This window comes from Pseudonocardia sp. HH130630-07 (assembly GCF_001698125.1).
Classification (GTDB): Bacteria; Actinomycetota; Actinomycetes; order Mycobacteriales; family Pseudonocardiaceae; genus Pseudonocardia.
This window is the reverse complement of sequence record NZ_CP013854.1, coordinates 474,984-501,947: the sequence shown is the minus strand read 5'-3', so window position 1 is coordinate 501,947 and position 26,964 is coordinate 474,984. Positions and strand designations below refer to the sequence as shown.

Genomic DNA, 26,964 nt, shown 5'->3' with positions numbered 1-26,964 from the left:
CGGGGGTCACGGCGTCGTGAGCCCCGCGGTCAGCGGGGTGTCGGTCACGGAGAACCCGATGTGCACGGTCCAGGTGCCCGGTTCGACCGCCCAGCCGTCGTCCGCCCGGTGCCGCAGCGCGTCCGGGGACAGCGTGAGGACCGCCGTCGCGGTGCCCGGTTCCGCGTCGACGACGGCCCAGCCGGCCAGCCACCGTGCGGGCCGCTCCACGGCGCTGCCGGGCCGCGCCAGGTAGGCCTGCACGACCTGGCGTCCGGCGCGGGCACCGGTGTTGGTGAGGGTGACGTGCACCCGGGGTGCCGCTCCCGGCGGGTTCGTGACGACGGCGTCGTCCAGGGTCCAGGTCGTGTAGCCGAGCCCGTGCCCGAACGGGTACGCCGGGGTGTCCCCGTGGCGCAGCCAGTTCCGGTGCCCGATGTGGACGCCCTCGGCGTAGTGCAGCACCCCGTCCACCGGGACCCCGGACGACACGGAACGCTCCCCGCCGGTGTCCGGCCAGGTCGTCGGCAACCGGCCGCCCGGCTCGGCGGCACCGAGCAGGACGTCGGCGACGGCCTCGCCGAAGCGCTCCCCGCCGAACCAGCCGAGCAGCACCGCGGCGACCTCGTCGCGCCAGGGGAGCAGCACCGGTGCACCGGCGTTCACGACGACCACGGTCCGCGGGTTCGCCGCGGCCACCGCCCGGACCAGCTCGTCCTGGTGCCCGGGCAGCGCGAGGGTGGTCCGGTCGAACCCCTCGCTCTCGATCCGGTCGTTGGTGCCGACCACGACGACGGCGACGTCCGACCCGGCGGCCAGTGCGGCCGCGGCGGCGATCTCCTCCCCGGGATCCGCGACGACGGTCTCCGCCCCGACGGTCACCGCGACCGTCCGCATGGTGGTGTCCCGCCCGGTCGGGCGGAAGCGCAGGAGGAGGTCCAGCGGGCCGTCGGCGTCGACGTCCGCGGTCACCGACGGCGCCTCGAACAGCGCCTCGCCGGGGCCGCCGTCGCCGGTCCGGACGGCGTCGACGTCGAGCACGGTGCGGCCGTCGACCTCGACGACGACGTGCCCGAGCGCCGCGGCACCGATCCGGTGCGATCCGGCCGGCGCGGCCCAGCGCACCGCGATCTCGACGTGGTCGGTGCCGCCGGGGATCTCGGGGCCCATCCAGATCAGCGACGCGCTCCGCCGGTGCTCGCTGCGCAGCTCGGCGCCCGCGGCGTCGCGGAACACCGCCCGCAGGCCGGGCGCACCGGTCACCGGGTCGGAGATGGTGGCCGGGTCGAAGGGCTGGACACCGTCCGCGACCTGCGCCCCCAGCCGGTACCGCACCCGCTCCGCCCCGAGTGCCGCGCGCAGCCCCTCCAGCGGTGAGACGACGGCGGCCGGCCGCACCGTCGCGCTGCCGCCGCCCTGGGTACGCGCCAGCGCCGCGTTGTGCCCGAGCACCGCGACCGTGCCGAGCGAGGCCGGGTCCCAGGGCAGTTCGCCCGTGGCCGTCCGCCCGGTGTCTGCTCGCCCGGTGCCGGACCGGCCGCCGCCGGGCGCGGGGTCCGCTCCGGCCGTGTTGCGCAGCAGCACCATCCCGGCCACGGCGAGCTCCCGGGCGACGACGGTGCCGTCCTCGGCCGCCGGGGGCGCGGTGACCGCCGGTGCCGCTCCGTCGAGCGCGCCGACCCGGGCGGCGAGGCGCAGCAGGCGGCGCACCTTGCCGTCGACGGTCCGCTCGGCGACCCGCCCGGCGCGGACCGCCTCCACCAGGGCCTCGCCCCACGATGACACCGGGCCGGGCATCGCGAGATGCTGCTCGGCGTTCGCCGAGGCCTCGGTGCCGCGGACCGCGCCCCAGTCGGACACGACGAGTCCGTCGAAGCCCCACTCGCCGGTCAGCGGCTCGGTGAGCAACCGGTTCTCGCTCATGGTGGGCCCGTTCACCGCGTTGTAGGCCGACATCAGGGCCCAGGCCCCGGCCCGGACGACGACCGGTTCGAAGGCCGCGAGGTAGACCTCCCGCAGCGCCCGCTCGTCCACCCGGTTCTCGACGGTGAACCGCGCGGTCTCGGCGTCGTTCGCGACGTAGTGCTTCGGGGTCGCGGCGACGCCGTGCGCCTGCATCCCCGACACGTACGCGGCGGCCAGCTCCCCGGTCAGCAGCGGATCCTCGGACAGCGCCTCGAAGTGCCGGCCGCCGAACGGCGTGCGGTGCAGGTTGATCGTCGGCCCGAGGACGACGTCGGCGTGCTGGCGCCGGGCCTCGGCCCCGAGCGCGGCGCCGTACCGGCGGGCGGCCGCGGGATCCCAGGTGGCGCCCAGCGCGGTGGCCGACGGCAGCGACAGCGAGGGCTCCCGCTCGTCGAAGTTCTCGCCCCGCACCCCGGACGGTCCGTCGGAGAGCACCATGCGCCGCAACCCGATCACCGGTTCCGGCGGGGTCGACCAGAAGTCGGCGCCGGTGAGCAGCCGGGCCTTGGCCGCCAGGTCGAGCCGCTCGATGAGCGTGTCGATCAGGTCCTCGTCGACGTGAGCCATGCCGCGACCCTAGATCCGGACCGCGGGGCCGGCCGGGGTCAGCGGTCCGTGGACCGGGGCACGGCGTGCTCCAGGGCGGCCGGCAGGTCCCGCGCCGCGTCGACCAGACTCGGGCCGTACCAGGTCAGCAGGCGGCCGCTGACCAGGACGGACGGTGCGGCGAAGGACTCCGGGCCGTCGTCGGCGGTGAAGAGGTACGGCTCGTCCGGCAGCACGACCAGGTCGTGCTCCGGCAGGGTCGCGGGGTCGAAGCGGGGGTAGCGCTCGGGGGAGTCGGCGAGGGCGTTGCCGACGCCCAGCCGGTCGAGGACCGCACCGGTGAAGGTGTCCGACCCCACCGCCATCCAGGGTCTGCGCCAGATCGGGACGACCGCGCGGCGGCGGGGCTGCACCGGCCGGATCCCCGCCCACAGCTCGCGGGCCTCGCGCAGCCAGGGCGGCTCGTCGAGCCCGCACGCGCCGAGCATGCGGCCCAGCGACCCCAGACCGCCGTCGACGTCACGGATGTCGGTGACGTAGACGGGCAGCCCGGCTCCGCGCAGCGCGTCGAGATCGGGCAGGCGGTTCTCCTCCTGGTTCGCCAGCACCAGGTCCGGGGCGAGTGCGACGATCCGCTCGACGTCCGGGTTCTTGGTACCGCGGATCCGCTCCGCGCCCAGGTCCACCGGATGCGTGCACCAGTCGGTGGCGCCGACGACCAGGCCGGGCGCGGTCGTCGCGACGGCCTCGGTCAGCGACGGTACGAGGGAGACCACCCGGCGTACCTCGGCGGGGACGGCCACCTCGCGGTGCTCGTCGTCGATCACGCGGTGCACGCCGGAGACCGTAACCCGGGTCCGGCTCAGGCGTCGTGCGCGAGGAGACGGGCTCCGTGCTCCAGGACGAACGCGCGCAGGTCCCGTACCGGCGGGGTCGGCCGGTCGTGCGCCGCGTGCACCATGCCCAGGGTCCGGACGGTGCGCGGCGAACGGACCGGCACCTGCACCACCCCGGGCGCATCCGGCCCGACCGGCAGCAGCGCCACGCCCAGCCCCGCTCCCACCAGCCCGCGCAGGGTCCCCGTCTCCCCACCCTCGAAGGCCGCCCGGGGCCGGAAGCCCGCGGTGGCACACCACGCCTCGACGGTGCCGCGCAGCCCGTAGCCGCGGGCGAACAGCAGGAAGGGCTCGTCCGCCACCTCCGCGAGATCGACCCCGGTACGGGTCGCGAGCCGGTGTCCGGCGGGCACCCCGAGCCGCAGCTCCTCCTCCGCGAGCGCGGTGCCGACCAGGTCCGGGTCGTCGTCGGGCATCGGCGAGGTCAGCGCCAGGTCGACGGAGCCCGCCCGCACCCGGTCGAGCAGCACGGCGTGCCGGTTCTGCACCAGCTCGATGCGGACCCGGGGGTGCCGGTCCCGGAAGCCGCGCAGGATCCGCGGCACCACCTCGGGGCCGAGCGTGCCGAGGAAACCGAACGCGACCCGCCCGGTGTGCGGGTCGGCGTCCCCGGCGAGCTCGGCGGCGGCCGTGGACAGCTCGGCCAGCGCGGTCTCCGCCCGCGGGAGCAGGATCCGCCCGGCGCGGGTGAGTCGCAGGCCCCGGCCGACCCGCTGGAACAGCGCGACCCCGATCTCGTCCTCCAACCGCGCGACGGCCCGGGACAACGTGGGCTGCCCGACGCCGATCCGCTCGGCCGCCCGGGTCAGGTGCCCCTCCTGGGCGACGGCGACGAACCGGTACAGCGCGGGCGCGAAGGACTCATGCACATCTGCATGTTAGATCCTCGATTCATGCATTGGACGCATGCGATCGGCTCGATCTACGGTCGTGTGCGATGACAACGACCGAGCACCCCGAGCCCCGGGCCGTCGCGGGCCCGGATCGCCTCGCCCCGCCGCACGAGCGCGGCACGCCGGGGTTCCTCCGTCTCGGCGCCGCCCTCTGGCTGTCCGGCGTGGCGACGTTCGTGCTGGTCTACAGCGTCCAGGGGCTGCTGCCGACGCTCTCGGCCGAGTTCGGCGTCAGCTCGTCGACGGCCAGCCTGGTGCTCTCGGCGACCACCGGGGCGCTCGCACTCGCTGTCCTCCCGCTCTCCGCCGTCACCGAGTCCTGGGGGCGGGCCCGGGTGATGACGGGCGCGCTCGCCGTCTCCGCGGTCCTGGCGTTGCTCGCGCCACTGGCCCCCACGTTCGAGTCGCTGGTCGTCCTGCGCGCGCTGCAGGGTGTCACGCTCGCCGCCCTGCCGGCACTGTCGATGGCACACCTGACCCACGAGGTCGCCGCGCGCCACCTGGGCGGCGCCGTCGGGCTGCTCATCGCCGGCAACACCCTCGGCGGGCTGTCCGGCCGGCTGGTCGCGTCCTGGGTCTCGGACCTCGCCGGGTGGCGGGCCGGGCTCGCCGCCGTCGGTGCGGTCTCGGTCGCGGCGACGGTCGCGTTCCGGCTGCTGCTGCCCGCGCCCACCGCCCCGATCCCGGCCCGGACCCGGTTCCGCGACCTCGGCGGGCCGCTGCGCAGGCACCTCACCGATCCCGGGCTGCTCTGCCTGTTCGGCATGGCGTTCCTGCTCATGGGTGCGTTCGTGACCGTCTACAACTACCTCGGGTTCCGGCTGCTCGCCGCTCCGTTCTCGCTGCCGGGCACCCTGGTCGGGCTGGTCTTCCTCGGGTACCTGGCCGGCGGCTGGGCGTCCACCCGCGCCGGCCGGCTCGGGGACCGGTTCGGGCGGCGGCCGGTGCTGTGGTCGGCGACCCTGCTCGCGCTGGCCGGGATCTGGGTGATGCTGCCCGACCTGCTGGTCACCGTCCTGATCGGACTCGTCATGGTGACCGTCGGCTTCTTCGGCGCGCACTCGGTGGCGAGCAGCTGGGTGGGGCGGCGCTCCGCGCTGCTGGCCGGTGCCGTGCCGGCCCAGGCGTCCTCGCTCTACCTGGTCGGGTACTACGCCGGATCCAGCGCCGGGGGAGCGGTCGGCGGCATCGCCTACGACCACGCCGGATGGCTCGGTGTCGTCTGCTACGTCAGCGCCCTGCTGGCCGGTGCGCTCGGGCTCGCACTCGTCCTGCGGCGACTGCCCGCGCCGGCCTGACGGAACTCCGGGGCCGTGCCGTTCGTCGTCACCGGGGGGGGACGAACGGGGCAGGGGGGCACGGTGGGACGGAACGGGACACGCGGGTCGGAACGGGGCGCCGCCGCCCGGGAGCGGTCGGCGCGGGCGCAGGTGGCGGCGCACGGCGGCACGGTGCCACGGCCGCTCGACGGCGGGCGGACGCTCCCGCTGGCGTGGGTCCGGGGCCGCGGCGGGGACCGGACGCCGATCGTGGTCCTCCCCGGCGGGCCGGGACTGGCGAGCGTGCTGCCGTACCACGCGTTCCGGCAGCTCGGCGCGGCCCGCGGCCTCGACGTGATCATGGTCGAGCACCGCGGGGTCGGGCTGTCCCGGACCGACACCACCGGTGCCGACCTCGACGTCGCCGACGTCACCGCGACGGCCGCGGCGGACGACGTGGCCGCGGTCCTCGACGCGAACGGCGTCGAGCGCGCCGTGGTGCTCGGCACGTCCTACGGCAGCCACCTGGCCCGGGTGTTCGGCGCCCGGCACCCGCACCGGGTGGCCGCGATGGTGCTGGACTCGCCGACCGGGGGCCCGGACGGCGTGCCCGCGATCCGGGCCCACCTGCGCCGGCTCTACCGCGACGGGGTGGACGTCCGGACCGCGCGCAGCGCCGCGCTGGTCGGGGCGCTCGCCGCACGCGGTGCGGACCCGCGCGATCTCACCTCCGTGGTGCGGACCGTGCACGAGTTCGCGGGGCCGGAGCGGCTGGAGCGGCTGCTCGCGGCGCGATGGCGGGGCGGTGCCCGGCGCTCGTGGCGGTGGATCGCCGGGCTCGGCGCCGGTGAGGTCGCCGGGACCCGCGTGCCGATGGTCTTCGATGGCGACCTCGTCCGCCCGATCGCGCTCGGTGACCTGGGCTTCGCCGTTCCGCCGGACGGCGAGGTGCTCGACCTGCAGCGGGTCTACGACGTCCGGGCCGACGAGCCCGTGCCCGCGCCGACCCACGACCCGGTCGCGGAGCTGCCCCGGTTCACCTGGCCGGTCGCGGTGATCTCCGGCGAGCGGGACCTGCGGACACCCCGACCGCTCGCGGAGCAGCTGGTGGACCGGCTGCCGGACGCCGTCCTGGTGCCGCTCGCGGGCCAGGGGCGCAGCGCGGCCGACACCCACCAGCTGGCGGCGCTGAACGTGGCGCACGTGGTCGAGGCGGGCGGGCACCGGGCACTGCCGCGGCTCGCGAACCGGATCGCCGCCCTGCCGCGGCGCGGGATGCAGGCGACGCTCGGTCCGCTGCTGGCGTCGGCGATCGGGGCGGACACCCGGATCGACCCCGGACGCCGTCAGGTCGCCCGATCGGACGCATGACCCGGCCGGTCTCGGACGTCCTTACTCCGGACGGCTGACGGTGCGGGGTGCACGCCGTTCCGGTTACCCGATGTGGGTGGGCGTCGCTCCGATCCGGAAGGAGCGCACCGCTCCCGATCACCTCGACGGAGCACACACCCGGCCGCGTGGACGGCGCCCGGTCTGGGACGGTGGTACCGCCCCCACACCGCAGCACGTCCACGGGAGGAAACCGATGCGGAAGGCTCGTCGAAGGCTCTCCAAGGCCGCCGAGTCGTTGATCGAGGCCATCGGCATCATCGGCGGGTGGAACCGCGGTCGCCGCCGGAGCCGCCCGCGCCGCTGACGGCGCTCACGGTCCGGAGAGCCCTGACGGCGCCGCCCATCCGGGCCCGGGTCACCACCGGCCGCGCTGGTTCGGGATGCGTGCCGCGAGCAGGGCGACCGCGGCGAGCAGCCCGGCCAGCACGACGATCGCGACCGCACCGGCGGTGCCGGGGTCCGACGACGCGGCGATCGCCGCGGTCGTCGCCGACACGGCCGCGATCCCGCCGATCTGCCGGAACATGATCCGCAGCCCGGCGACGGCCGTGACGTCGCCCGGGACCAGGTGCATCCCGGCGTTGTTGGCCGCCGGGCCGGTCAGGCCCATCCCGATGCCGAGCACGGTCGCCGCGACCAGCAGCCACACCTCGGGCGTGGTCCAGGTGGCCGGTGCGGCGCTCAGCAGCAGGCCGAGCACGATGATCATCATGCCGCCCAGCAGCAGCGGCCGGTGCCCGGTCCGGCGCAGCAACGCCACGGACACCCCGGACGACGCGATCGTCCCGGCCGCCCGGCCGGTGAGCAGCGCCCCCGCGGCGAACGGCGCCAGCCCGTACCGGGTCTGGGCGTAGAGCGGCAGCAGCGCCGAGAACCCGATCACCGCGGCGCCGAACAGCACGTTCGTGACGTTCATGATGCCGAGTCCGCGCCCCGCGACCAGCCGCCACGGGACCACCGCGTCGGGCCGTCGCCGGGAGTGCCGGGCGAACGCCCAGCCGCCCGCCACCGTGACGACCGCGGCCGCCACGGTCACCGGCAGCCCCGCGGCACCGCCCGCGGTGCCCAGCGCGGTGATGGCGACCATGGCCGAGACCAGGGTGAGCAGCAGCAGCGTGATCCCGCGCAGGTCGACCCGGTCCGGGCGGCGGCGCGGCGCGTCCTGCACCACGAGCGCGGCGACACCCACCACGACCAGGCCGAGCGGGACGTTCACCAGGAAGATCGCGTGCCAGGACCACACCGTCAGGATCAGCCCGCCGACCAGCGGGCCGAGGATGGCCCCGATCGGGAACACGCTGGTGAACGAGGCGAGCGCCCGGTCGCGGTCCCGGCCGTAGTGGTGCGCGACGATCCCGTTCGCCGCGGGGAGCATGACCCCGCCGGCGACGCCCTGGAGGAACCGGCAGGCGATCAGCGGTCCGATCCCCCCGGCGACCGCGCACAGGCAGGACAGCACGGTGAACGCGCCGACCGAGGTGAGGAAGACCCGCCGGCTGCCGAACGCGTCGGCCAATCGCCCGCCCAGCGGGAGCGCGAGGATCTGACCGACGGCGTAGATCGTGACGATCCATCCGGTCCAGGCCAGATCGACCTGCAGGTCCCGGCTGACCGTGGTCAGCGCGGTCGCCACCGCCGTCTGGTCCTGGGAGAACATCAGGAGCGCGACGGAGACGACCGCGAACACGACGTGCCGGTGCGGATGCGGCTCCGACTCCCGCTCCGACGACGGTGCGGCACGGTCTCCGGCCGAACCGGGGGGCGGGACATCCTGCACGGCCTCGGACACGAACGGCGCCACCTTCCACGAGCGATGTACCCGCCATAGTAGTTGCTTAGCGTTAAGCAACTCCAGTGGGGGCCGCCCGCCGGGGCTCACATGTTGCGCCGGTACTGCCCCCCGACCTCGAAGAAGGCGGTGGTGAGCTGGCCGAGGGAGCACACCCGGGCGGCCCGCATCAGCTCGTCGAACACGTTGCCCTCGCCGGTCGCGACGTCCTGCAGCCGGCGCAGCGCCTGCTCGGCCTCGGTGCGGTGCCGGGACTGGAACTCCTCGAGCCGGGACAGCTGGGAGCGCTTCTCCTCCTCGGTCGCGCGGGCCAGCTCGACCTCGTGCGGCTCCGCGTCGTCCCCGCCCGGCGCCCGGAACGTGTTGACCCCGACGATCGGCAGGTCGCCGGAGTGCTTGCGGTGCTCGTAGAGCATCGACTCGTCCTGGATCCGCCCGCGCTGGTACCCGGTCTCCATCGCGCCCAGCACCCCGCCGCGCTCGGCGATCGACTCGAACTCGGCGAGCACGGCCTCCTCGACGAGGTCGGTCAGCTCGTCGACGACGAACGAGCCCTGCAGCGGGTTCTCGTTCAGCGACAGCCCCCACTCCTTGTTGATGATCATCTGGATCGCCATCGCCCGGCGCACCGACTCCTGGCTGGGCGTGGTGATCGCCTCGTCGTAGGCGTTGGTGTGCAGCGAGTTCGCGTTGTCGTAGAGCGCGCAGAGTGCCTGCAGCGTGGTCCGGATGTCGTTGAAGTTCATCTCCTGCGCGTGCAGCGACCGGCCGGAGGTCTGGACGTGGTACTTCAGCTTCTGCGAGCGCTCGTTCGCCCCGTAGCGGTCCCGCATCGCGACCGCCCAGATCCGCCGCGCGACCCGGCCGATCACCGTGTACTCGGCGTCCATGCCGTTGGAGAAGAAGAACGACAGGTTCGGCGCGAACTCGTCGATGTCCATCCCACGGGCCAGGTAGGACTCGACGAAGGTGAACCCGTTGGCGAGGGTGAACGCGAGCTGGCTGATCGGGTTCGCCCCGGCCTCGGCGATGTGGTAGCCGGAGATCGAGACCGAGTAGAAGTTCCGCACCTCGTGCGCGATGAACCACTCCTGGATGTCGGCCATCATCCGGAGCGAGAACTCGGTGGAGAAGATGCAGGTGTTCTGGCCCTGGTCCTCCTTGAGGATGTCGGCCTGCACCGTGCCGCGCACGTTCGCCAGTGCGTACGCGGTGAGCGCCTCGTGCTCGGCGGCGTCCGGCTCGCGACCGTGCTCGGCGCGGAACGCCCCGGCCTGCTGGTCGATCGCGGCGTTCAGGAAGTAGGCCAGGATCGTCGGCGCGGGGCCGTTGATCGTCATGGAGACCGACGTGGTCGGTGAGCAGAGGTCGAAGCCGTCGTAGAGCGCCTTCAGGTCGTCCAGGGTGGCGATCGAGACGCCGGAGGTCCCGACCTTGCCGTACACGTCCGGACGGGTGTCCGGGTCGTGGCCGTAGAGGGTGACCGAGTCGAACGCCGTCGACAGCCGCTTGGCCTCGGAGTCCTCCGACAGGTACCGGAAGCGGCGGTTGGTCCGGAACGGGTCGCCCTCGCCGGCGAACATCCGGGCCGGGTCCTCGCCCTCGCGCTTGAACGGGAACACGCCGGCGGTGAACGGGAAGTGGCCCGGCAGGTTCTCCCGGCGCAGGAAGCGCAGCAGCTCGGCGTCGTCGTCGTAGCGGGGGAGTGCGACCCGGCGGATCCGGTTGCCGGACAGCGTCTCCCGGGTCAGCTTGATGCGGAACTCGCGGTCCCGGACGGTGTAGACGTACTCGTCGCCGGAGTAGTCCTCGACCCGGCCGGGCCAGGCCGCGAGCAGCTCGGCCGACGCCGCGGGGACCTGCTTCTCGGCCACCGCGAGCGCCTCGTCCACGGCCTCGCCGACCAGCTCCCGGGCGGTCCGCAGGTGCTGCGCGGTCCGGGCCGCGCGGGCGTGGGACTCGGTGTCGGAGTGGTAGCCGCGGACGGTCCCGGCGATCTCGGCCAGGTAGCGCACCCGCTCCGGCGGGATGACGGCCGCGTGCTCGTGCGAGGTCTTCGTCGTGACCCGGGCCAGCCGGCCCTCGGCGACGGCCAGACCGTCGCCGGCGAGCAGGTCGCGCAGGTGCTGGTAGAGCGCGGTGACGCCGTCGTCGTTGAACGTCGCGGCCGAGGTGCCGAAGACCGGCATGTCCTCCCAGCTCGCGCCGAACTCCTCGCGGTTGCGGACGAGCTGGCGGCCGACGTCGCGCCGGGCGTCCTCGGCGCCCCGGCGCTCGAACTTGTTGATCGCGACGACGTCGGCGAAGTCCAGCATGTCGATCTTCTCGAGCTGGGACGCGGCGCCGAACTCCGGTGTCATCACGTACAGCGAGTGGTCGACGAACCCGACGATCCCGGCGTCACCCTGGCCGATGCCCGGCGTCTCCACGATCACCAGGTCGAACCCGGCCGAGCGCAGCACCGCGATCGCGTCCCCGAGCCGCTCGGGCAGCGACCCGCTCTCGGTCCCGCGGGTGGCCATCGAGCGGAAGAAGACGCCGCCACCGCCACCGCCGGTGGGGCCGGTCGCGGACAGCGCGTTCATCCGGATCCGGTCGCCGAGCAGGGCGCCGCCGCCGCGCCGCCGGGTCGGGTCGACGGCGAGGACGGCGATCCGCAGCTTGTCCTCCTGGTCGAGCCGGAACCGGCGGACCAGCTCGTCGGTCAGCGAGGACTTGCCGGACCCGCCGGTACCGGTGATGCCCAGGACCGGGACCGGGCGGTCGGGGGTGCCGATCCGCTCGCGCACCTCGGCCGGGAGCCGGCCCGCCTCGGCCACCGTCAGCGCGCGGGCCAGCGCGGACTCGTCGCCGGAGAACACGCCCTCGTACGACGACGGCGCCCGGTCGGCGAGGTCGGTGTCGCACTCGGCGATCATGATGTTGATCATCCCGGGCAGGCCGAGCCGCTGCCCGTCCTCGGGGGAGAAGATCCGGGACACCCCGCGGGAGTGCAGCAGCTCGATCTCCTCGGCGACGATCACGCCCCCGCCGCCGCCGTACACCTTCACGTGCCCCGCGCCGCGCTCGCGGAGCAGTTCCACCAGGTAGGAGAAGTACTCGACGTGCCCGCCCTGGTAGGAGGAGACGGCGATGCCCTGTGCGTCCTCCTGGATCGCGGCGGTGACGACCTCGTCCACCGAGCGGTTGTGGCCCAGGTGGACCACCTCGGCGCCCTGCTTCTGCAGGATCCGCCGCATGATGTTGATGGCGGCGTCGTGCCCGTCGAACAGGCTGGCCGCGGTGACGAACCGGACCGGGTGGGTGGGGACGTGCAGTGTGGTCGGTGGTGCCGAGGCGGTCATCGACCGGCTCCTTCCGCCGGGCGGACGGAGGGGCCCCGGCCCATTTAGTTTGACATCCTAGTGTCGGGCGTACAAGAAAACCGTCGTCACACTCGGACACGGGTCGGCGGGGCACGGGACGTTCTGCCCCACCGGGTTCCGGGCCGTCGCCCGGCGCAGGCGGTCCCGACGCCGGGACGGTGACTCAGGCCGCGGTCGGGCGGGCCCGCGGGCCGGGGGTGGCGCCGGGCAGCGCGGCGTCGCCGGTGTCGTCGGCGTCCGCGGTGCGCGCGGGAGCGGCGGGGTTCCGCTTGCGCCGGGCGTGCCTGCCCGTCGGCCAGGCGGCCGGCATCGACGGGGCCGGGTCGGCGGAGGTAGCGTCGCCCTCGGTGGCCGCACCACCCGGGCCGGGAAGCAGTTCCTCGGCCACCTCGGCCACCGCCTGGCGGGCGCGAGCCAGCCGGCGGGCCCGCCACCGCTTGCCCGCGAAGCCGGCGATCAGGCCGACCACCAGCAACGTCAGCCCCGAATAGATGACGAGCGGCACCGCGAGAGCGGGGAAGGCCGCTACCAGGATGAAGGCCACGAGAGGCCAGTACAGCAGCGCACGTCCCGCTCCCCGTCGCGTCCAGTCGCGATGAGGCGGCATGATCTATGACTACCCGACAGCCAAGATCGTCATGCGCGACTCGCCGAAGCGTGACCCACAGTTTCACGAGTGGAGGACGGCGTTCATACCAGCGTCACCGGATCGCAGCACCCCCGACCCACGGGTCCCGCACGCGGCGGCACTCGTCGCGGAGAACGACCGGCTGGCGGCGCTGCTGGCGGGCGCCGACCTCGCGACCGAGGTGCCGACCTGCCCCGGCTGGAGCTTGCTGCAGCTGCTCCGGCACGTCGGGCGGGGTCACCGCTGGGCCGCGCAGATGATCTCCACGGGGGCCACCGAGGCGCTGGACCCGCGTGCGGTCGAGGGCGGGAAGCCCCCGGAGGGCGGCCCGGACGTCGCCGCGCAGTGGTTGCGGGACACCGCGGCCGACCTCCTCGCCGCCGTCGGTGCCGATCCCGCGGCTCCGGTGTGGACCTTCACCGGGCCGCAGCCGGCGGCCTGGTGGGTGCGGCGGCGTCTGCACGAGGTCACGGTGCACCGCGCCGACGCCGCGCTCGCGCTCGGTGCCCGGTTCGACCTCGCCCCGGACCTCGCCGCCGACGGCGTGTCCGAGTGGCTCGGCCTGCTCCGGGCCCGTCCCGCGGCGGACCCGGCCCCGCTGCCCGAGGGGACGACACTGCACCTGCACGCCACCGACGAGGAGCTCGGTGCGGCGGGGGAGTGGCTGGTCCGGTGCGACCGGGGCCGGGTGCTGTGGGAACACGGGCACGGCAGGGGGACGCCGCCGTCCGGGGCGCCGCCGTGGACCTGCTGCAGGCGATCCTGCGGCGGATCCCGGCCGACGACCCGCGGACCGAGGTGCTCGGCGACGCCGGTGTCTGGCGGGACTGGCTGGCGCGCACCGGCTTCTGAGCCGCGGCGCGCCCGCCGCTCAGGGCGAGCCGACCGCGGCCCCGGCCACCGGTCCCGGCGCGGCCGGTGCCTGCGGGGTCAGCGCGACCTCGGCCGCGGTGTCCAGGGTGGACGCGGTGCGGGGGCGCTCGAAGCGGGCGGTGGCCCGGCGGCCGTCCAGCTCCAGGGTGGCGATGAGGTTGCCGAACAGCGGCCCGCTCGTCCTGGCCCAGGCCACCCCGGCCCGGCCGGCACCGGTGCCGCGGGTCAGTCCGGTCGTGACCCGGGCGATCGCCCGGGACCAGGCCACCCGGAACAGCACCCGCATGAACCCGGGGACGACGTTGTGCACCGGCGAGCAGGTGAGCTGGTGCACCCGGGTCCCGCCGGTGGCGCCGTCGCGGGGTCCCGGCCCGCCGGCGTGCACGTCGGCCACGGCGGCGTAGGAGTGGTGGACGTCGCCGGACAGCACCGACACCGTGGCCGGCGGCGTGGCGTCGGGGCCGGTGCCGCGGGACCGGGAGGCGGCCCGGACCAGGTCGGCCATCCGCGCGAACGAGTGCCCGAACGCCGGCCAGTGCTCCAGGTCGGCCTCCTGGCGCAGGAACTCCGCGGCCCGGCCGATCCGGCCCGGCCGGTCGCCGGCCTTCTCCACCGCGGCCTGCAGGTCCGAGATCACCTGGGGCAGCAGCCAGGGCACCGAGGTGCCCAGCACCAGGTGGTCGATCCCGCCCGGGGCGAGCGCGCGCTCGGTGATCCAGTCGAACTCCGCGTCGGAGACCATCCGCCGCGGCACCGACTCGACGATCCGCCCGTTCCGGGAGTCGATCACGATCAGCCGGGTGCGGCCCAGCTCCCAGCAGAAGGAGAACCGCTCGTCCTTGTGCCGGTCGGCGCCCCGGCCGGTCTCGGCGTCCCACCGGTCGGCCCGCTCGGCGAGCAGCGGCCAGACGTCGCCGTCGGCGGCCTGCACGGCCTGCCAGTCGCCGTCGGCGGCCAGCTCGTCCGGGGTGAGGTTGCCCAGGTGCTGGTAGATCCAGTAGGACGCCAGCCCGGCCCGGACCCGGTCGCGCCACCACGGCTTCCGCGCGATCTCCGCCCGCCAGGCACCGGAGGTGTTCCAGTCGTCGCGCACGTCGTGGTCGTCGAAGATCATCGCGGTGGGGACGGTGGAGAGCATCCACCGCACCTCGGGATCGGACCAGGTGTCGCGGTAGAGCCCGGAGTACTCCTCGAAGCCGACGATCTCGTCGTCCGGCCAGTCCGGGTGGCGCTCGCCGCGCCCGGCGATCCGGCGCCGGGTCTGCGGCGTCAGCTCGTCGGCGTAGACCTGGTCTCCGAGCAGCGGCAACACGCTCGGCCACTCCTGCGCCGGGAGCGTCGCCAGGCGCGTGGCGTAGGCGTCGAGCGCGTCCAGGCCGTAGCGGCGGGCCTGCTTCGGGTCGGCGAGCTTCACGTACCGGCAGGACCCGAAGACGATGCGCTGCCGCACGTCGGCGGCCGGGCCGCGGGTGGGGATCACGCTGGGCGGGAACGGCGACCCGGGCCGGGGCCAGGCGCGCTCGCCGTCCAGGTGGACCTCGTAGGGATGGCGGGAGTCCGGCTCCAGCCCGGTGACGACGACGACCGCGTAGTGCAGCCCCATGACCTCGATCGTGTCCGCCGCGCAGCCGAGCACCTCCACCCGGCACGCGCGGTCGGTCTGCACCCAGATCAGTGCGGAGGTGTCGTCGACGTGCCGCAGCACCGGTCCGAGCAGGAGCGTCACCCGGACGAGGGTAGACCTCCCGTGCTCAGGTCTCCTCCAGCGCCAGCAGGCCGGCGCCGATCTTGCCCGCGTCGCCCTTGTACGTCGCGGGCAGGACCGGCGGCAGCGGCCGGACGCCGGGGGGTCCGTAGTGGAACTCGCGCGCCGCCCGGCGGGCCGGTTCGAGCAACAGCTCACCGGCGTCGACCAGGCCGCCGCCGATGAGCACCACCTCGAACTCGAAGATCGCGTTGACGCTGGCGATGCCGACCCCCAGTGCCCGGCCGAGCCGGCCGAACAGCGACTGCGCGGTCCGGTCGCCCGCCATCGCCGCCATCGTGACGTGCCGGCCGGTCACCTCGCCGCCGGACTCCGCCGCCAGGCCGGCGATCATGCCCTCCGGATCGTGCGCCGCGGCGCTGCGGCCCATCCGGGTGAGCGCGGTGCCCGAGGCCATCGACTCCAGGCACCCGTGGTTGCCGCACCCGCAGAGCGGGCCGTCCGGGTTGACGTTCATGTGGCCGACCTCGGCGCCCAGCCCGTGCGGGCCGCGGTAGATCTTCCCGCCCAGCACGATGCCGGCACCGACGCCGGTGCCCACGGTGAGCAGGATCATGTCGTCGTTGCGGACCTGACCGAGCCGGGCCTCGGCCAGCCCGGCGACATTGCCGTCGTTGTCGACGACGGCCGGCAGCCCGGTGGCCGCCTCCAGGTCGGCGCGCAGGTCCCAGTTCTCGTAGTTGTTGTTGGGCGCCCACCGGATCCGGCCCACCGGCCACTCCACGGTGCCCGCCGCGCCGACCCCGATCGCGCTCACCCCGGCGCCGGCCTCGCTCGCCCGCAGCTCCTCGACCATCCCCCGCAGGAGATCGTTCATGGTCACCGCGTCGGAGTTGTCCGGAGTGTTGCGCCGCAGTTCGCCGTGAACCGTGCCATCCTCGCCCACGATCGCTCCGGCGACCTTCGTTCCTCCGATGTCGAGCCCGATCGCCCGCCGTCCGTTCGTCACCCCGGCATGATTGCGACCCGACCGTCGGGATGCCACACCTGCCCCCGGGTTTGCGGACCCGGCGACCGGGGAAAGGTGCCCCATGCCAGTCTTGCGACGAGTTGCCCGACCTATGCTCGCAGCCGTCTTCATCTACGGCGGCGTGAACGCGCTCCGCCAGCCCGAGGGCCACGCGCAGGCCGCCAAGCCGGTACTCGACCAGGCCGCCCCGGCCATCGACAAGGTGGTCGAGAACGCGCCGCTGGACCGGCGTCCGGACGTCGAGACCCTGGTCAAGGTCGACGCCGGTGTGAAGATCGCCGCCGGCACGCTGCTGGCCGTCGGCAAGTTCCCGCGGCTGGCCTCGACCGCGCTCGCGGCCACGCTGATCCCGACGACCCTGGCCGGGCACCGGTTCTGGGAGGAGACGGACCCGCAGCGCAAGGCCGAGCAGCAGATCCACTTCCTGAAGAACGTCGGGCTGCTCGGCGGCCTGCTGATCGCCTCGGCCGACACCCACGGCAAGCCGTCGAACGCCTACCGCGCCCGCAAGGCGGCCGAGCAGGTGCAGAACCGCTTCTCCTCCGACTCCGACACCGGGGCCCAGCTGGCCGCCGGGCTCGCCGGTGCCGGCTCGTCGATCGCGGCCGTCGCCGCGGGCAGCCGCGAGAAGCTGCACGACGCGGTCGAGGAGTACGGGCCGGTCGTGCGCGAGCGGGCCTCGGAGTGGGGCGGCAAGGCCTCCGAGCAGGCCGCGCACCTGGGTGAGGTCGCCTCCGAGCGGGCCTCGACCTGGTCCGAGCAGCTCTCCGTCGCGGCCGAGCGGGCCGCCGTGCAGGCGGAGAAGGGCGCCAAGGCGGCCGAGAAGAAGGGCGCCAAGCTCGCGAAGGCGGCCGAGAAGCACGGGAACCGCCTGGAGAAGGTGGTCGACAAGCGCGGTGCGCAGTACCGCAAGGCGGCCGGGCGCACCGGTGACCGGTGGCTCAAGGAGGCCGAGAAGCGCCGCGCCCGCTGGGAGAAGCAGGCACAGAAGGCGCGGGCCCGCGCCGAGAAGCGCGCCCCGGAGTACGCCGACCGGTTCGCCACGCTGGCGAGCCAGGCACAGGCCCAGGCCGCCCGGTTCGGGTCCGATCTGGCCGACCGCGCCGCGCACGCCGGGGCGGACGCCGCGAAGCAGGCCAAGCTGACCGCCAAGGACGCCCGCAAGCGCGCCAAGGCCGCCGCGCGCTGAGCGACGGCACCGGAGTCTCCGGCCCCGCCCCCTCCGCCCGGCGGACGGGAGCGGGGCCGGAGGTCGCTCAGGCCGGGCGCAGCACCCGCAGCTCGCCCGACTCCAGCGACTGCACCTCCAGCACCACCGGGCCGGGGCCCGAGGGGGCCCGCAGCGCCGTGGCCATGCGGGTGAACAACGCCTGGGTCCGCGCGTTCGTGGTCGCCGCGTCGGCGACGAGGTTCGGCATCAGGCCACCGGAGCGTGCCCGCACCGTCAGCGGCAGCACGGACAGGCCGGTGAGCAGCCGGTCCAGCCGGGCGACGTCGGCGGCCCGGCCGGCCAGGTCGGACTCGATCAGCGGGCGCAGCGCCGCGAGCGGGCGGTTCGGGAAGCGCAGCAGGTGCTCGGCACCGGTGACGAGGATCCGCCGGGCGTCCAGGACGAGCGCCTGGTAGGCCGCGGACACCGCGCCGGGGAAGCCCTCCCAGCCGAGCCGCCCGACCGCACCGAGCTGCTCGCGCAGCGTGCTGCCGGGGGTCCCGGTGCGCTCCGCCGCTGCGACCACGCGCTCCCAGCCGGAGATCCAGGCGTGCGTCTGGTGCCGCAGCACGGCCAGGTTCGCCACCGCCGTGTCCAGCCCGGCGCCCGAGCTGACCGCGCCCTGCTCCAGCAGCTCGGACTGGGCGATGCGCAGCGACTCCTCGGCCGCGCGCAGCCGGGCGTCGACCCGCATCGTCGCCGCCGGGGCCAGGTCGTCGACCGCGGCCGTCACGTCCTGGAGCACCCGGTTCTGGGTCCCGCTGGCCACGATCTCGACCGCGGTGGTGAGCACGAGCAGCCCCAGCGCCGTCCCGGGGCCGCCGGCGACGATCGGGAGGGCGGCGGACGGGGCCGGGCCGCCGGGCGCCGGGGTGTCGGGCCGGTCGGCGAGCTGCAGCAGCGGCTCGGCCCCGAACGCCTCGGGCAGGACGAGCCGGAACGTGAGCCCGCGGTCCGGTCCGGGACTGCCCGGCCGGGCGAGCCGGCGGGCCAGCTCGCTCGACGGCGTCAGCACCGGGCCCCACGACCGGTCACCGGCGGCCGGGACGGCGTCCGGCTGCCAGCCCAGCAGCAGGGCGGGGCCGGGCGGGACCCGCTCGGGGCCGGGGCGCGGGCCTGCGGGGCGCTGCGGCGGACCCGGCTCGGCGGGAACGGGCCGGCCATCCATGGGGAGCACGATGCCGCGGGTGTCCTCCGTGTGACCGAGCATGTCTCTCCAACGAGGTCACGGGCCGCGCGTCACGAGCCCGACCGGGCAGGGGCGAGTTCATAGTGCCCTGCGTCGTTCCGGTCGCGGCCCTCGCCCCGGAGGTGGTGCCGGCGGTAGAACTCCCTCACCACCGTCCAAGGAGGATCCGTGCCCCGTCCCTACTCCAGCGCCGTCGTCCCGGCCCCGCTGGCCGAGGTCTGGCCGTACATCACCGACTTCGGCGGTATCCACCGCTGGCACCCGGCGATCCGGACCTGCGAGCTGACCCGCGGGGCCTCCGGGACCGAGATCGGCGCGCGGCGGCGGCTGACGCTGGGCGACGGCGGGGTCGTCGTCGAGGACCTGCTGGCGCTCGACGAGCGCGGTCACGCGCTGACCTACGAGATCGTCGAGTCGCCGTTCCCGGTCCGCCGCTACGTCTCGACCGTCCGGCTCGCGCCGGTCACGGCGATCGGGCACACCTTCGCCGAGTGGTGGGTCGAGTTCGACGCGGACGCCGCCGACGAGGGCGACCTGGTCGACCGGTTCGCGAACGGGGTCTTCGGCACCGGCCTGGCGGCGCTCGCGCAGCGCTGGACCTGAGCCGGGGTCACCAGCCGCGCAGGTCGACCGGCCAGGTGTCGACGACCTCGTCGCCGTCGACGAGGTGCATCCGCTCGTGCAGCGTGACGGTCGGGTCGACGTGCGCGGGGAGCACCCGGATCCGGTCGCCGGGCCGGGGCGGCGCGTCGAGTGCGAACGCCAGGTGCTCGTCGGAGCAGAACCACACGGACCCGCCGGGGACGGTGGGGTTGCCGTGGTCCATGCCGAACGCCTTCAGCCCGGCGTCGGCCACCGCCCAGCCGGGCATCTCCCCGGCCGGCGCGGTCGTCGACACCACGGTGGAGAGCACGGTCAGCGCCTGGCGGAACGGCAGTCCGGCCGCGGTGTACGCGGTGTCCATCAGGGCGTACGAGCCGGCCTGGATCTCGGTGCACGCGGCGTTCATCGCGTGCGTGCCGGTTCCGCCGCCGGAGACGATCTCGCCACCTACGTCAGCGTGCGCGGCCCGCAGCCGGTCGGTGCACTCGGTGGTGAGCCGGGCCCGCTCGGCCGCGTCGCCGAGCATCTGCAGGTGCCCCTCGTAACCCATGACGCCGCGCACCGTGAGCCCGGCGGCCCGGGCCGCGTCGGCCAGCGCACCGGCCCGTTCCGGGGCGACGCCGCACCGCGGGAGCCCGACGTTGACGTCGACGAGCACCTCCCGCACACCGCCGTCGGCCGCGGCGCGCAGCGTCTCCTCGGAGTCGATCGCCACCGTCACCCGGCTCCCGCCGTCGACGACGGCGCCGAGCCGGCGGGCGTCGAGCACCTCGTTGGCGAGCAGCAGGTCCTCGCCGAGTCCGGCGGCGGCCATGCCCTCGACCTCCCGCACCGTCGCGCAGGTGAAGCCGCGGTGGCCGTGCGCGAGCTGGCGCCGGGCCAGCTCGGTGGTCTTGTGCGCCTTGACGTGCGGGCGCAGCCGCGGGCCGGGCAACAGGGCCGCCATGTCGGCGAGGTTCGCCTCGAGCGCGGCGGCGTCGACGAGCAGGGCGGGGGTGGTCAGGTCTGCGACGTGCACGGAACTCCCAGTACCCGGTCCAGATAGGGGTTACGGAACCGGCCCTCCGGGTCGAGCCGGTCGCGCAGTGCCACGAACTCCGTGAACCGCGGGTAGCGGGGCCGGAGCCGTGCGGCGGTCAGGGTGTGCAGCTTGCCCCAGTGCGGGCGGCCGTCCAGCGCGGCGAGCACCGGCTCGACGGCCCCGAAGTAGGAGGCGTACGGGCGTCCGGCGCGGACGTGTACGGCGAGGTAGGCGGTGTCGCGGCCGTGGGCTGTGGACAGCGGGACGTCGTCGCGGCCGAGCACCCGGATCTCGACCGGGAACGTGACCCCGCCCGCGTGCCGGGCCGCGGCCGCCCGCAGACCGGCGAACGCCTCGGGCAGTGCCTCCCGCGGGACGGCGTACTCCATCTCGACGAACCGGACCCGGCGCGGGCTGCAGAACACGGCGTGCGAGCGGTCGGCGTACTCCGTGGCCGGCATCCGCCGGGCCAGGAACGCGTTGAGCCGCGGGACCGCGCCCGGCAGCAGCTCGCCGGCCCGGCAGGCGAGGCCGAAGCCGGCGTTGCCCAGCAGCTCGTCGGCCACCCACGCGGCCGCGCGACCCCGCCGCGGCCCGGACCGGTCCGCCGGGTCGGTGCGGTCGTTCGTCTTGAGCACGGCGAGATCGGTGTGCGGGAACCAGTAGAACTCGACGTGGTCGTGCCGGGCGGCGAGCTGGTCCATGCCGTCGAGCACCTCCTGCACCGGCCGGACCGTCTCCACCGCGTGCAGGGCGAAGGCGGGCACCGTCCGCAGGGTCAGCTCGGTCAGCACGCCCAGTGCGCCGAGCCCGGTCCGGGCCGCGTCGAACAGCCCGGCGAGCCGGCCGCCCGCGTCCCGCCCGGTCAGCCGGTGCACCGTCGCGTCGGCGAGGACGATCTCCAGGCCGTCGATCCCGGCGGCGATGCCCTGGTACCCCGCCCCGGTGCCGTGCGTACCGGTGGAGACGGCACCGGCGACGGTCTGCTGCTCGATGTCGCCGAGGTTGGGCAGGGCCCGCCCGTGCGCCCACAGCCACCGGTTCAGCTCGTGCAGCCGGACGCCCGCGGGGACGTGGACGAGCGACCCGTCCAGCCGGATCCGGGCCGGGGCCGACGGCGGCCGGAGCGCGACGCCGTCCGGGAGCCCCACACCGGTGAACGAGTGCCCGCTGCCGAGCGCCCGGACGCGGGTGCCCGAGCCGGCCGCGGCGCGCACGGTGGCCGCGACCTCGTCGGCGGTACGGGCGTGCACGGTGTGGACCGGCCGGGCGCGTTGGTTGCCCGCCCAGTTCCGCCAGTCGCCGGCCACGGGAGAAGCCTCGTGCGTCGACCGGGTGCGGTCAACCACTCCGGCGGTGTGCGGTCACCCCAGGGCGAGACGGACGGCGTCCCGTGCCGTGTCCGCGACCGTCGGGCCGTCAGGAACGGGGCGGCCGTCACGGTCCAGGACCGACCAGCCCCCGAGGCTGATCACGGGGACGTCGCCGCGCCGCTTGGCCAGGGCGATCTCGGAGAGCGTGCCCCAGGAACCGCCGACGGAGATGACGGCGTCGGCGGACCAGACGATGACGGCGTTGCGCGCCTCCCCGAGGTTGGTGACGATCACCGCGGAGAGGTCCGGGCTCGCGTCGTCGGCCGTATCGCCGGGACGGACTCCGATGACGACCCCGTTCTCGGCACGGACCCCGGATGCGACGGCGGCCATGACCCCGATCCCGCCACCGCAGACGACGGTCACCCCGGCGAGGGCGAGCAGCCGCCCGACCTCGTACGCGTCGGTCCGGTCGGTCTCCGTGCAGTGCCGGGGCCCGCAGACCGCTACCTGGATTCCCACGTCGGACCTCCTGAGATGGATGTCAGCCGGCTGCGCCCCGGTCCGGGACGGCCGGTCCGATTGCCGGGTCGGAGCAGAAGTCGGCGATGCTGTCGCGCAGTCCGGCGATCCTGCCGGGGGCGATGGCGGAGTAGGCGTCCAGGACGGTTCCGAGCGAGGACATCCTCCTGGTCACCGGCACGGTCCGCTGATCGGAGCCGGTGCGGATGACCGGTTCGATGTGCTCGGCCACGGCGTCGATCTCGCCACGAGCGAGGTGGGCACGGGCCAGGTCGATCCGGGCGGCTGCGATGAGCTGCGGATGGAGGACCGGCCCGGCGAAGAACTCGTCGACTGCGGTGCGAGCCCAGCTCACCGCGGCGTCCAGGTAGGCGGTCCCACCGAGTTCGCGGTGTGCTTCGGAGGCGTAGTAGGCGGCTTTGCCGGTGGCGAACGCGAGGACGCCCGGTTCGCCGGCTCCCGGTTCGGTCGATGCGGCCGAGGCCAGGTCCAGCGCCGCCGCCACCCGAGGGGTATCTCCCTGTGCGGCCCGGATCCGCGCACGTTGGCTCGTCAGCCTGAGAACCGCGGTGCCGTCGGTCGCGTCGTCCATCGCGGTGTCGACGAGCTGCGCAGCGTCGTCGTAGCGCCCGGCCCAGTAGGCGATATTGCTCTGCACCCAGCGCGTGTAGACCCGCAGCGGAGCGTATCCGGCATTGTCTGCGCAGTGCAGCGCCGTGCGTGCATGCGAGTTGGCCGCATGCGGATGCCCGAGGTCCGCGGAGGCGTGTGCCAGCAGTGCGCACAACTGCCCACCGATTTTGTACAGATCCATCCCGTGACGTGGGCTCTGGCGACCGGCGATGAGAGCGAAAACGTCATCACGGGTGCTCAGAAGTCGAGCGAATACCGCGACGGGCGGATCGACCAGGTAGCGCTGCGCGACGTCGGCGACGTCGGCCTCCATCTGTTCGATGACGTCGTCGTCGACATTGGTGGCGGCACTCCATCGCCGGAACTGCGCGGACTCCTCAGCTGCCACGACGATCTCCTCACGGATCGGTAGACCACGCGCGTCAGAGCTTACGATGCGGCGCCGGATCCGGCCCGCTCCGATGTGCATCGCATGGCCCGCGGCGTCCTCGTGCCGGTAATGGCCGGGCTCGGGGCGCCCCGGTGGAGGAATGACACCGCCGGCCACTCGATCGAGCGGACCACCCTGTACCCGTGACACGGTGAGGAGCCCTCGCTCGGTCTGGTCGAGCTGTTCGAGGTCGTCGACGTCGACGAGCTGCACCGGGGTGCAGCCGTGCCCGTAGGTTGCGGCGAGCCCGGCGAGGTAACGCAGGCTCGGCCGGGTGCCACCGAAGGGCCAGCTCTCGTATTCGCTGACCCGGTTGTCGGCGAGTCGGGCGTCCGGTACGACGGTGTTGTAGCGCTGTGCCACTTTCCACTGAGCCTTTCCCAGTAGTGGGGAGCGGCTGGCGGCGACACGCCGGGGGCGTGGAGGTGCTCAACGAGGGTGCGGGACCCCGGTAGAAGAGGTCGGTCCGCTCAAAGATCGACTCACCACCGAGGTCCCGCGTGCCCGATCCTGTCACCTACACCGCCGTGCTCCCGATCGGGGAGCCCACCGCGTCCATGTTGTCGCGGCTGTTGGCCGAGGAACGCCTCCGGCGCGGGACTCGCAGCGGGCGTCGGGCGCTGGACTGTGACCGCCACGCGGTGCTGGTGCTGCGCTGGTTCCTCGACGCGACCCGGGTCGCCCAGCTCGCCGCCGACAACCAGCTGAGCCTGTCGAGTACCTACCGCTACCTGCACGAAGGCATCGACGTTCTGGCCGCCGCCGCGCCTGGACTGCCCGGCGCGCTGCTCGCGGCCCGCACCGCCGGGCACACCCACGTTCACCTCGACGGCACCGTGATCCACACTGACCGCTCCCGCACTCCCGGACCGACCCCGGGAGTGGATCTGTGGTGGTCGGGCAAGCACCACGTCCACGGCGGGAACGTTCAGGTCCTCACCGCGCCTGACGGGTGGCCGTTGTGGACATCCCCGGTGCGCCCGGGCCGCGAGCACGACACCACCTGCGCCCGCGGCCACCCCGGCCTGCTCGACGCGATCGAGGACTGGACCGACGACACCCACGTCGTGCTCGCCGACCTCGGCTACGACGGTGAGAACACCCGCCTGACCTGCCCGTTCAAGACCCCCACCGGCGGTGGGCTGTCGGTGGACAAGCGCACCGTCAACACGCTGCACTCCGCCGTCAGGGCTGTGGCCGAACGCGGGAACTCCCTGCTCAAGACCACCTTCAAGGCGCTGCGTCGGGTCAGCTTCTGCCCCTGGCGGATCGGCGCGATCACCGCCGCCGCGCTCGTTCTCCTCCACGTCGAGCACGACCGAACCACATGATCAACCAGCACCTACTGGGAAAGGCTCACTGCGCCCAGCCGAGAGCGTGTCGCCACGCGGCGCGTGGTCGAAGGTTGAACGTGCGAGACATCTCGGCCGCGATCTGGGGCATCGAGCAGCCGAGATCGGTCATCCGGTCCCGCAGACGGTCGCGGTCGGCTTTGCTGGACGATGCTGATCGCCTCGACATGGTCATCCCCCATTACGCGCGGCACGTTCCGGGTGCCGGGTGTCGGGTAGAAGGTAGCGCCGTGTGGCGGTGCGCCGATGTGGAATCTCGCCGTGTTCGCCGGATCTTCTACGCCGTGGTTCCGGCAGATTCGCAGGCGGCGCGGGGTGGCTGCTCCGGGGAGAAGTTCCCGTCCCGACACGTATGGGAGGGAGGGGTTCTCCCGGCACGCTGAGGGATCTCGTCATCGCGAATGGACTCGAGGAGACCTCACATGAGCATGCCCTGTTGTATCCGTCGGCCGACGTCGCACCGGGACGGTGTCAGCCCGGGCCTCGTCTGGTGGGTCAGACCACGTGCTGCCCACCCGTCCCTGCGCGCCCGGCTGCGTCGTCGGATCGCAGGGAACCGGGTATGGGTCCATCAGCCCTCGTCGGTGGGCCGGGGTGCGCTGTGAGTGCTCACGCTCCGGGCCCCCCGGACGTGGCGTCGGTGCGGGGCTCCGGCCTCGCGTGGGTGCTGGGCCTGCTCAATCCGGGCGATCGGCCGGTTCGGGTGCTGGCGGTCGGGGCGGATCCCTGCACGCTCGCGGCGTTGTGCGTCGGCTTCGACGACCGGAACGTCGTCGCCGTCGATTCGAGCCCGGAGTACACCGGTCGCACCGAACACGTGCTGAACGGGTCGGGCTGGTTCCCCGCGGTGATCGCCGGTGACGTGGGTGGCGCCACTGCCGTGCACGGTCCCTACGGCGCGATCCTGCTCGGCCCGGCCGACCCGGTGCTCCGTCCGGCCTGTCTGGCCCAGCTCGGGCCGGGGGGGCCGGATCGTGATCGGGCCGATCCGGGAGCCGGGACGTCGGTGCTCCGCCGTCCTGCTGGTCCGCGGTGTCGACGGGCGCATCGGCGCCCGGGCGGTTCTCGAACCGGATCCGCCGGCCGACGACGGCGCAGCCACGTGTCGAGGGGGCCGACGGGGGACACGGTGACGCGATCGCTCCGGCGGGCGACCCGCTCCCGGATGTCCGCGTGTCATCGCTGTGACCGTCGGTGACCGGAACGTAAGCTCCTGCTGATCGTCGTCCGCTGCCCCGAGGAGCTTCCCCGCCGTGATGAACGGGTGATGGGCCGGACGCACGCGCTCTCCGGCGCGGTGCTCGGACTCGCCGTGTGCGTGGTCGTGCCGCCCCCGCCCGTGCTGGTACCGGTGGTGGTCGGGGTGTGTGCGCTCGCCGCGTTCGCCCCGGACCTCGACCACCCGTCCAGCACGGCGTCCCGTGCGCTCGGTCCGGTGACCTGGGTGCTGTGCCGGGTGATCCGGTGGCTGTCCCGGTCGCTGACCGGGGTGTCGCACCGGGGCCTGTCGCACTCGCCGGTCTTCGCCGCCGCCGTCGGGCTGCTGGCGTGGTGGGGGACCGGGTTCCTGCTGCCCGGCAGCACCGCCGACTGGACGGGCGTCGCGGCGGGCGCCGGATGCGGGGCCGGCGCCATCGGTGACGAGCTGACCTCGCGCGGGAACCGGTTCGCGTTCTGGCCGCTGGCCCGGGTCCGCTGGCCCGACGTACTGCGGTTCCGGACCGGGGGCACCGGCGAGAAGATCGTCGTGATCCTGCTGGGCGTGGCAGGGGTGGCCCTGGCCATGAGCGTCTGGGCCCGGTGACCGGTCACGGCGGCCCGGACCACCGGGCCGCCGTCGGCGCTGCCGTCGTCAGCGCTGGCGTTCGAAGGTGACCAGGATGCCGTCCACCCCGCCCGGGCCGATCCGGCCCTTCACCTCGCTCGAGGTGATCGCCTTCAGCTGCCAGCCCTTGCCCGCGTGGTCGTTCAGGATCCGTTCCAGCTTGTCGCCGGACATCTTCCCACCGATCAGACCCTCGCGGAGCTCGACCACCTTGTACTCGTACATGCCAGGACAACGTCGCCGGCGGGGTCCGCGGTTCCCGGTCCGGTCCGCCCGACGCGTGTCCGTCCACTGCACGTAGTCATCCGGACACGTTCCGTCTCTGATCGGCGCGGTGCGGTCACTCGTTCGATCGGTAGCGGCTCTCGAAAGATTGCCGACGATCGATCGCTGGGTACGCTCCCGCAACAATGCGTACACAACGGGTGCGATATGTCGCAGGAAGTGCCGCCTCGGTGCTGGCACTCCTGGCGTTCGGCGCTGCCGGCAACGTCGGCGCCGTGCATTCCGGGGCGGTCGAACGAGTGGCCGGATCCGCCATCGTCG

At 74.3% G+C, this 26,964-nt stretch carries 20 protein-coding genes and 1 pseudogene; 7 read left to right on the top strand and 14 right to left on the bottom strand.

Annotated elements, in window-relative coordinates; all coding sequences use genetic code 11:
- Nucleotides 1-6: 6 nt before the first annotated feature.
- Genes AFB00_RS02415 through AFB00_RS02405 form a run of 3 tightly spaced genes read right to left on the bottom strand, consistent with a single transcriptional unit; the run spans nucleotide 7 to nucleotide 4,255 of the window.
- Nucleotides 7-2,511 carry a glycoside hydrolase family 3 C-terminal domain-containing protein gene (locus AFB00_RS02415; protein WP_068795845.1) on the bottom strand — a complete coding sequence of 835 codons (2,505 nt, stop codon included), beginning with the start codon at nucleotides 2,509-2,511 and terminating at the stop codon, nucleotides 7-9.
- Nucleotides 2,512-2,549: 38 nt separating this feature from the next.
- The gene (locus AFB00_RS02410; protein ID WP_068799939.1) at nucleotides 2,550-3,317 is read right to left on the bottom strand and encodes a helical backbone metal receptor; all 768 of its coding nucleotides are present in this window, start codon (nucleotides 3,315-3,317) and stop codon (nucleotides 2,550-2,552) included.
- 35 nt (nucleotides 3,318-3,352) lie between these two features.
- Nucleotides 3,353-4,255, bottom strand: a complete 903-nt coding sequence (locus AFB00_RS02405) for a LysR family transcriptional regulator (protein ID WP_068795844.1) — start codon at nucleotides 4,253-4,255, stop codon at nucleotides 3,353-3,355.
- A gap of 68 nt (nucleotides 4,256-4,323) precedes the next feature.
- Between AFB00_RS02405 and AFB00_RS02400 the strand changes: the two genes are divergently transcribed.
- Together AFB00_RS02400 and AFB00_RS02395 are read left to right on the top strand one after the other, a co-directional pair.
- Nucleotides 4,324-5,577 (top strand): MFS transporter, encoded by a 1,254-nt coding sequence (locus AFB00_RS02400; RefSeq protein WP_068795843.1) that lies wholly within the window; start codon nucleotides 4,324-4,326, stop codon nucleotides 5,575-5,577.
- Nucleotides 5,578-5,640: 63 nt separating this feature from the next.
- Complete coding sequence (locus AFB00_RS02395) at nucleotides 5,641-6,909, top strand: alpha/beta fold hydrolase (protein WP_083275206.1); 1,269 nt, start codon at nucleotides 5,641-5,643, stop codon at nucleotides 6,907-6,909.
- 376 nt (nucleotides 6,910-7,285) lie between these two features.
- On the opposite strand, the gene AFB00_RS02390 is transcribed toward AFB00_RS02395, so the two are convergent.
- The 3 genes from AFB00_RS02390 to AFB00_RS02380 all read right to left on the bottom strand — a co-directional run bounded on the left by AFB00_RS02390 (nucleotide 7,286) and on the right by AFB00_RS02380 (nucleotide 12,628).
- A complete protein-coding gene (locus AFB00_RS02390; RefSeq protein ID WP_156819339.1) occupies nucleotides 7,286-8,719 on the bottom strand; it encodes an MFS transporter in 1,434 nt (477 codons plus the stop codon).
- An 86-nt stretch (nucleotides 8,720-8,805) separates the two neighbouring features.
- On the bottom strand, nucleotides 8,806-12,063 hold the full coding sequence (icmF, locus tag AFB00_RS02385; protein WP_068795842.1) for a fused isobutyryl-CoA mutase/GTPase IcmF: 3,258 nt from the start codon (nucleotides 12,061-12,063) through the stop codon (nucleotides 8,806-8,808).
- A gap of 184 nt (nucleotides 12,064-12,247) precedes the next feature.
- Nucleotides 12,248-12,628: a hypothetical protein gene (locus AFB00_RS02380; protein WP_068795841.1), complete on the bottom strand. Its 381-nt coding sequence runs from the start codon at nucleotides 12,626-12,628 to the stop codon at nucleotides 12,248-12,250.
- A 61-nt stretch (nucleotides 12,629-12,689) separates the two neighbouring features.
- Between AFB00_RS02380 and AFB00_RS35955 the strand changes: the two are divergent.
- Nucleotides 12,690-13,271 (top strand): annotated as a pseudogene (locus AFB00_RS35955) (maleylpyruvate isomerase family mycothiol-dependent enzyme); the annotation flags it as partial.
- A gap of 312 nt (nucleotides 13,272-13,583) precedes the next feature.
- On the opposite strand, the gene AFB00_RS02370 reads toward AFB00_RS35955, so the two are convergent.
- Together AFB00_RS02370 and AFB00_RS02365 are read right to left on the bottom strand one after the other, a co-directional pair.
- On the bottom strand, nucleotides 13,584-15,311 hold the full coding sequence (locus AFB00_RS02370) for an alkaline phosphatase D family protein (protein ID WP_068795840.1): 1,728 nt from the start codon (nucleotides 15,309-15,311) through the stop codon (nucleotides 13,584-13,586).
- Nucleotides 15,312-15,336: 25 nt separating this feature from the next.
- Nucleotides 15,337-16,299 carry an ROK family protein gene (locus tag AFB00_RS02365; protein WP_083275204.1) on the bottom strand — a complete coding sequence of 321 codons (963 nt, stop codon included), beginning with the start codon at nucleotides 16,297-16,299 and terminating at the stop codon, nucleotides 15,337-15,339.
- A 112-nt stretch (nucleotides 16,300-16,411) separates the two neighbouring features.
- Here AFB00_RS02365 and AFB00_RS02360 point away from each other — a divergent pair, with 112 nt between their 5' ends.
- A complete protein-coding gene (locus AFB00_RS02360; protein WP_068795839.1) occupies nucleotides 16,412-17,509 on the top strand; it encodes a DoxX family protein in 1,098 nt (365 codons plus the stop codon).
- Between the two features lie 67 nt (nucleotides 17,510-17,576).
- Here the strand turns inward: AFB00_RS02360 and AFB00_RS02355 are convergent, their stop codons facing one another.
- Complete coding sequence (locus AFB00_RS02355) at nucleotides 17,577-18,740, bottom strand: hypothetical protein (protein ID WP_068795838.1); 1,164 nt, start codon at nucleotides 18,738-18,740, stop codon at nucleotides 17,577-17,579.
- 147 nt (nucleotides 18,741-18,887) lie between these two features.
- Between AFB00_RS02355 and AFB00_RS02350 the strand changes: the two genes are divergently transcribed.
- On the top strand, nucleotides 18,888-19,322 hold the full coding sequence (locus AFB00_RS02350; protein ID WP_068795837.1) for an SRPBCC family protein: 435 nt from the start codon (nucleotides 18,888-18,890) through the stop codon (nucleotides 19,320-19,322).
- Between the two features lie 7 nt (nucleotides 19,323-19,329).
- Here AFB00_RS02350 and AFB00_RS02345 read toward each other — a convergent pair whose 3' ends face one another.
- Genes AFB00_RS02345 through AFB00_RS32895 form a run of 4 tightly spaced genes read right to left on the bottom strand, consistent with a single transcriptional unit; the run spans nucleotide 19,330 to nucleotide 23,604 of the window.
- On the bottom strand, nucleotides 19,330-20,340 hold the full coding sequence (locus AFB00_RS02345; protein WP_068795836.1) for an alanine racemase: 1,011 nt from the start codon (nucleotides 20,338-20,340) through the stop codon (nucleotides 19,330-19,332).
- Nucleotides 20,322-21,653, bottom strand: a complete 1,332-nt coding sequence (locus tag AFB00_RS02340) for a D-arabinono-1,4-lactone oxidase (RefSeq protein WP_083275202.1) — start codon at nucleotides 21,651-21,653, stop codon at nucleotides 20,322-20,324. The genes AFB00_RS02345 and AFB00_RS02340 overlap by 19 nt, the downstream gene beginning before the upstream one ends.
- A 54-nt stretch (nucleotides 21,654-21,707) precedes the next feature.
- A complete protein-coding gene (locus tag AFB00_RS02335) occupies nucleotides 21,708-22,178 on the bottom strand; it encodes an LOG family protein (protein WP_231974175.1) in 471 nt (156 codons plus the stop codon).
- Nucleotides 22,179-22,200: 22 nt separating this feature from the next.
- A complete protein-coding gene (locus AFB00_RS32895; protein ID WP_156819338.1) occupies nucleotides 22,201-23,604 on the bottom strand; it encodes a hypothetical protein in 1,404 nt (467 codons plus the stop codon).
- Between the two features lie 194 nt (nucleotides 23,605-23,798).
- On the opposite strand from AFB00_RS32895, the gene AFB00_RS02320 reads away from it, so the two are divergent.
- Nucleotides 23,799-24,572 (top strand): HARBI1 family protein, encoded by a 774-nt coding sequence (locus tag AFB00_RS02320; RefSeq protein WP_068799934.1) that lies wholly within the window; start codon nucleotides 23,799-23,801, stop codon nucleotides 24,570-24,572.
- A gap of 1,288 nt (nucleotides 24,573-25,860) precedes the next feature.
- Nucleotides 25,861-26,397, top strand: a complete 537-nt coding sequence (locus AFB00_RS02310) for a metal-dependent hydrolase (protein ID WP_068795831.1) — start codon at nucleotides 25,861-25,863, stop codon at nucleotides 26,395-26,397.
- A 48-nt stretch (nucleotides 26,398-26,445) separates the two neighbouring features.
- Here AFB00_RS02310 and AFB00_RS02305 read toward each other — a convergent pair whose 3' ends face one another.
- Entirely contained in the window at nucleotides 26,446-26,643 is a 198-nt protein-coding gene (locus AFB00_RS02305) for a DUF4177 domain-containing protein (RefSeq protein WP_068795830.1), read from the bottom strand.
- Nucleotides 26,644-26,964: the final 321 nt, after the last annotated feature.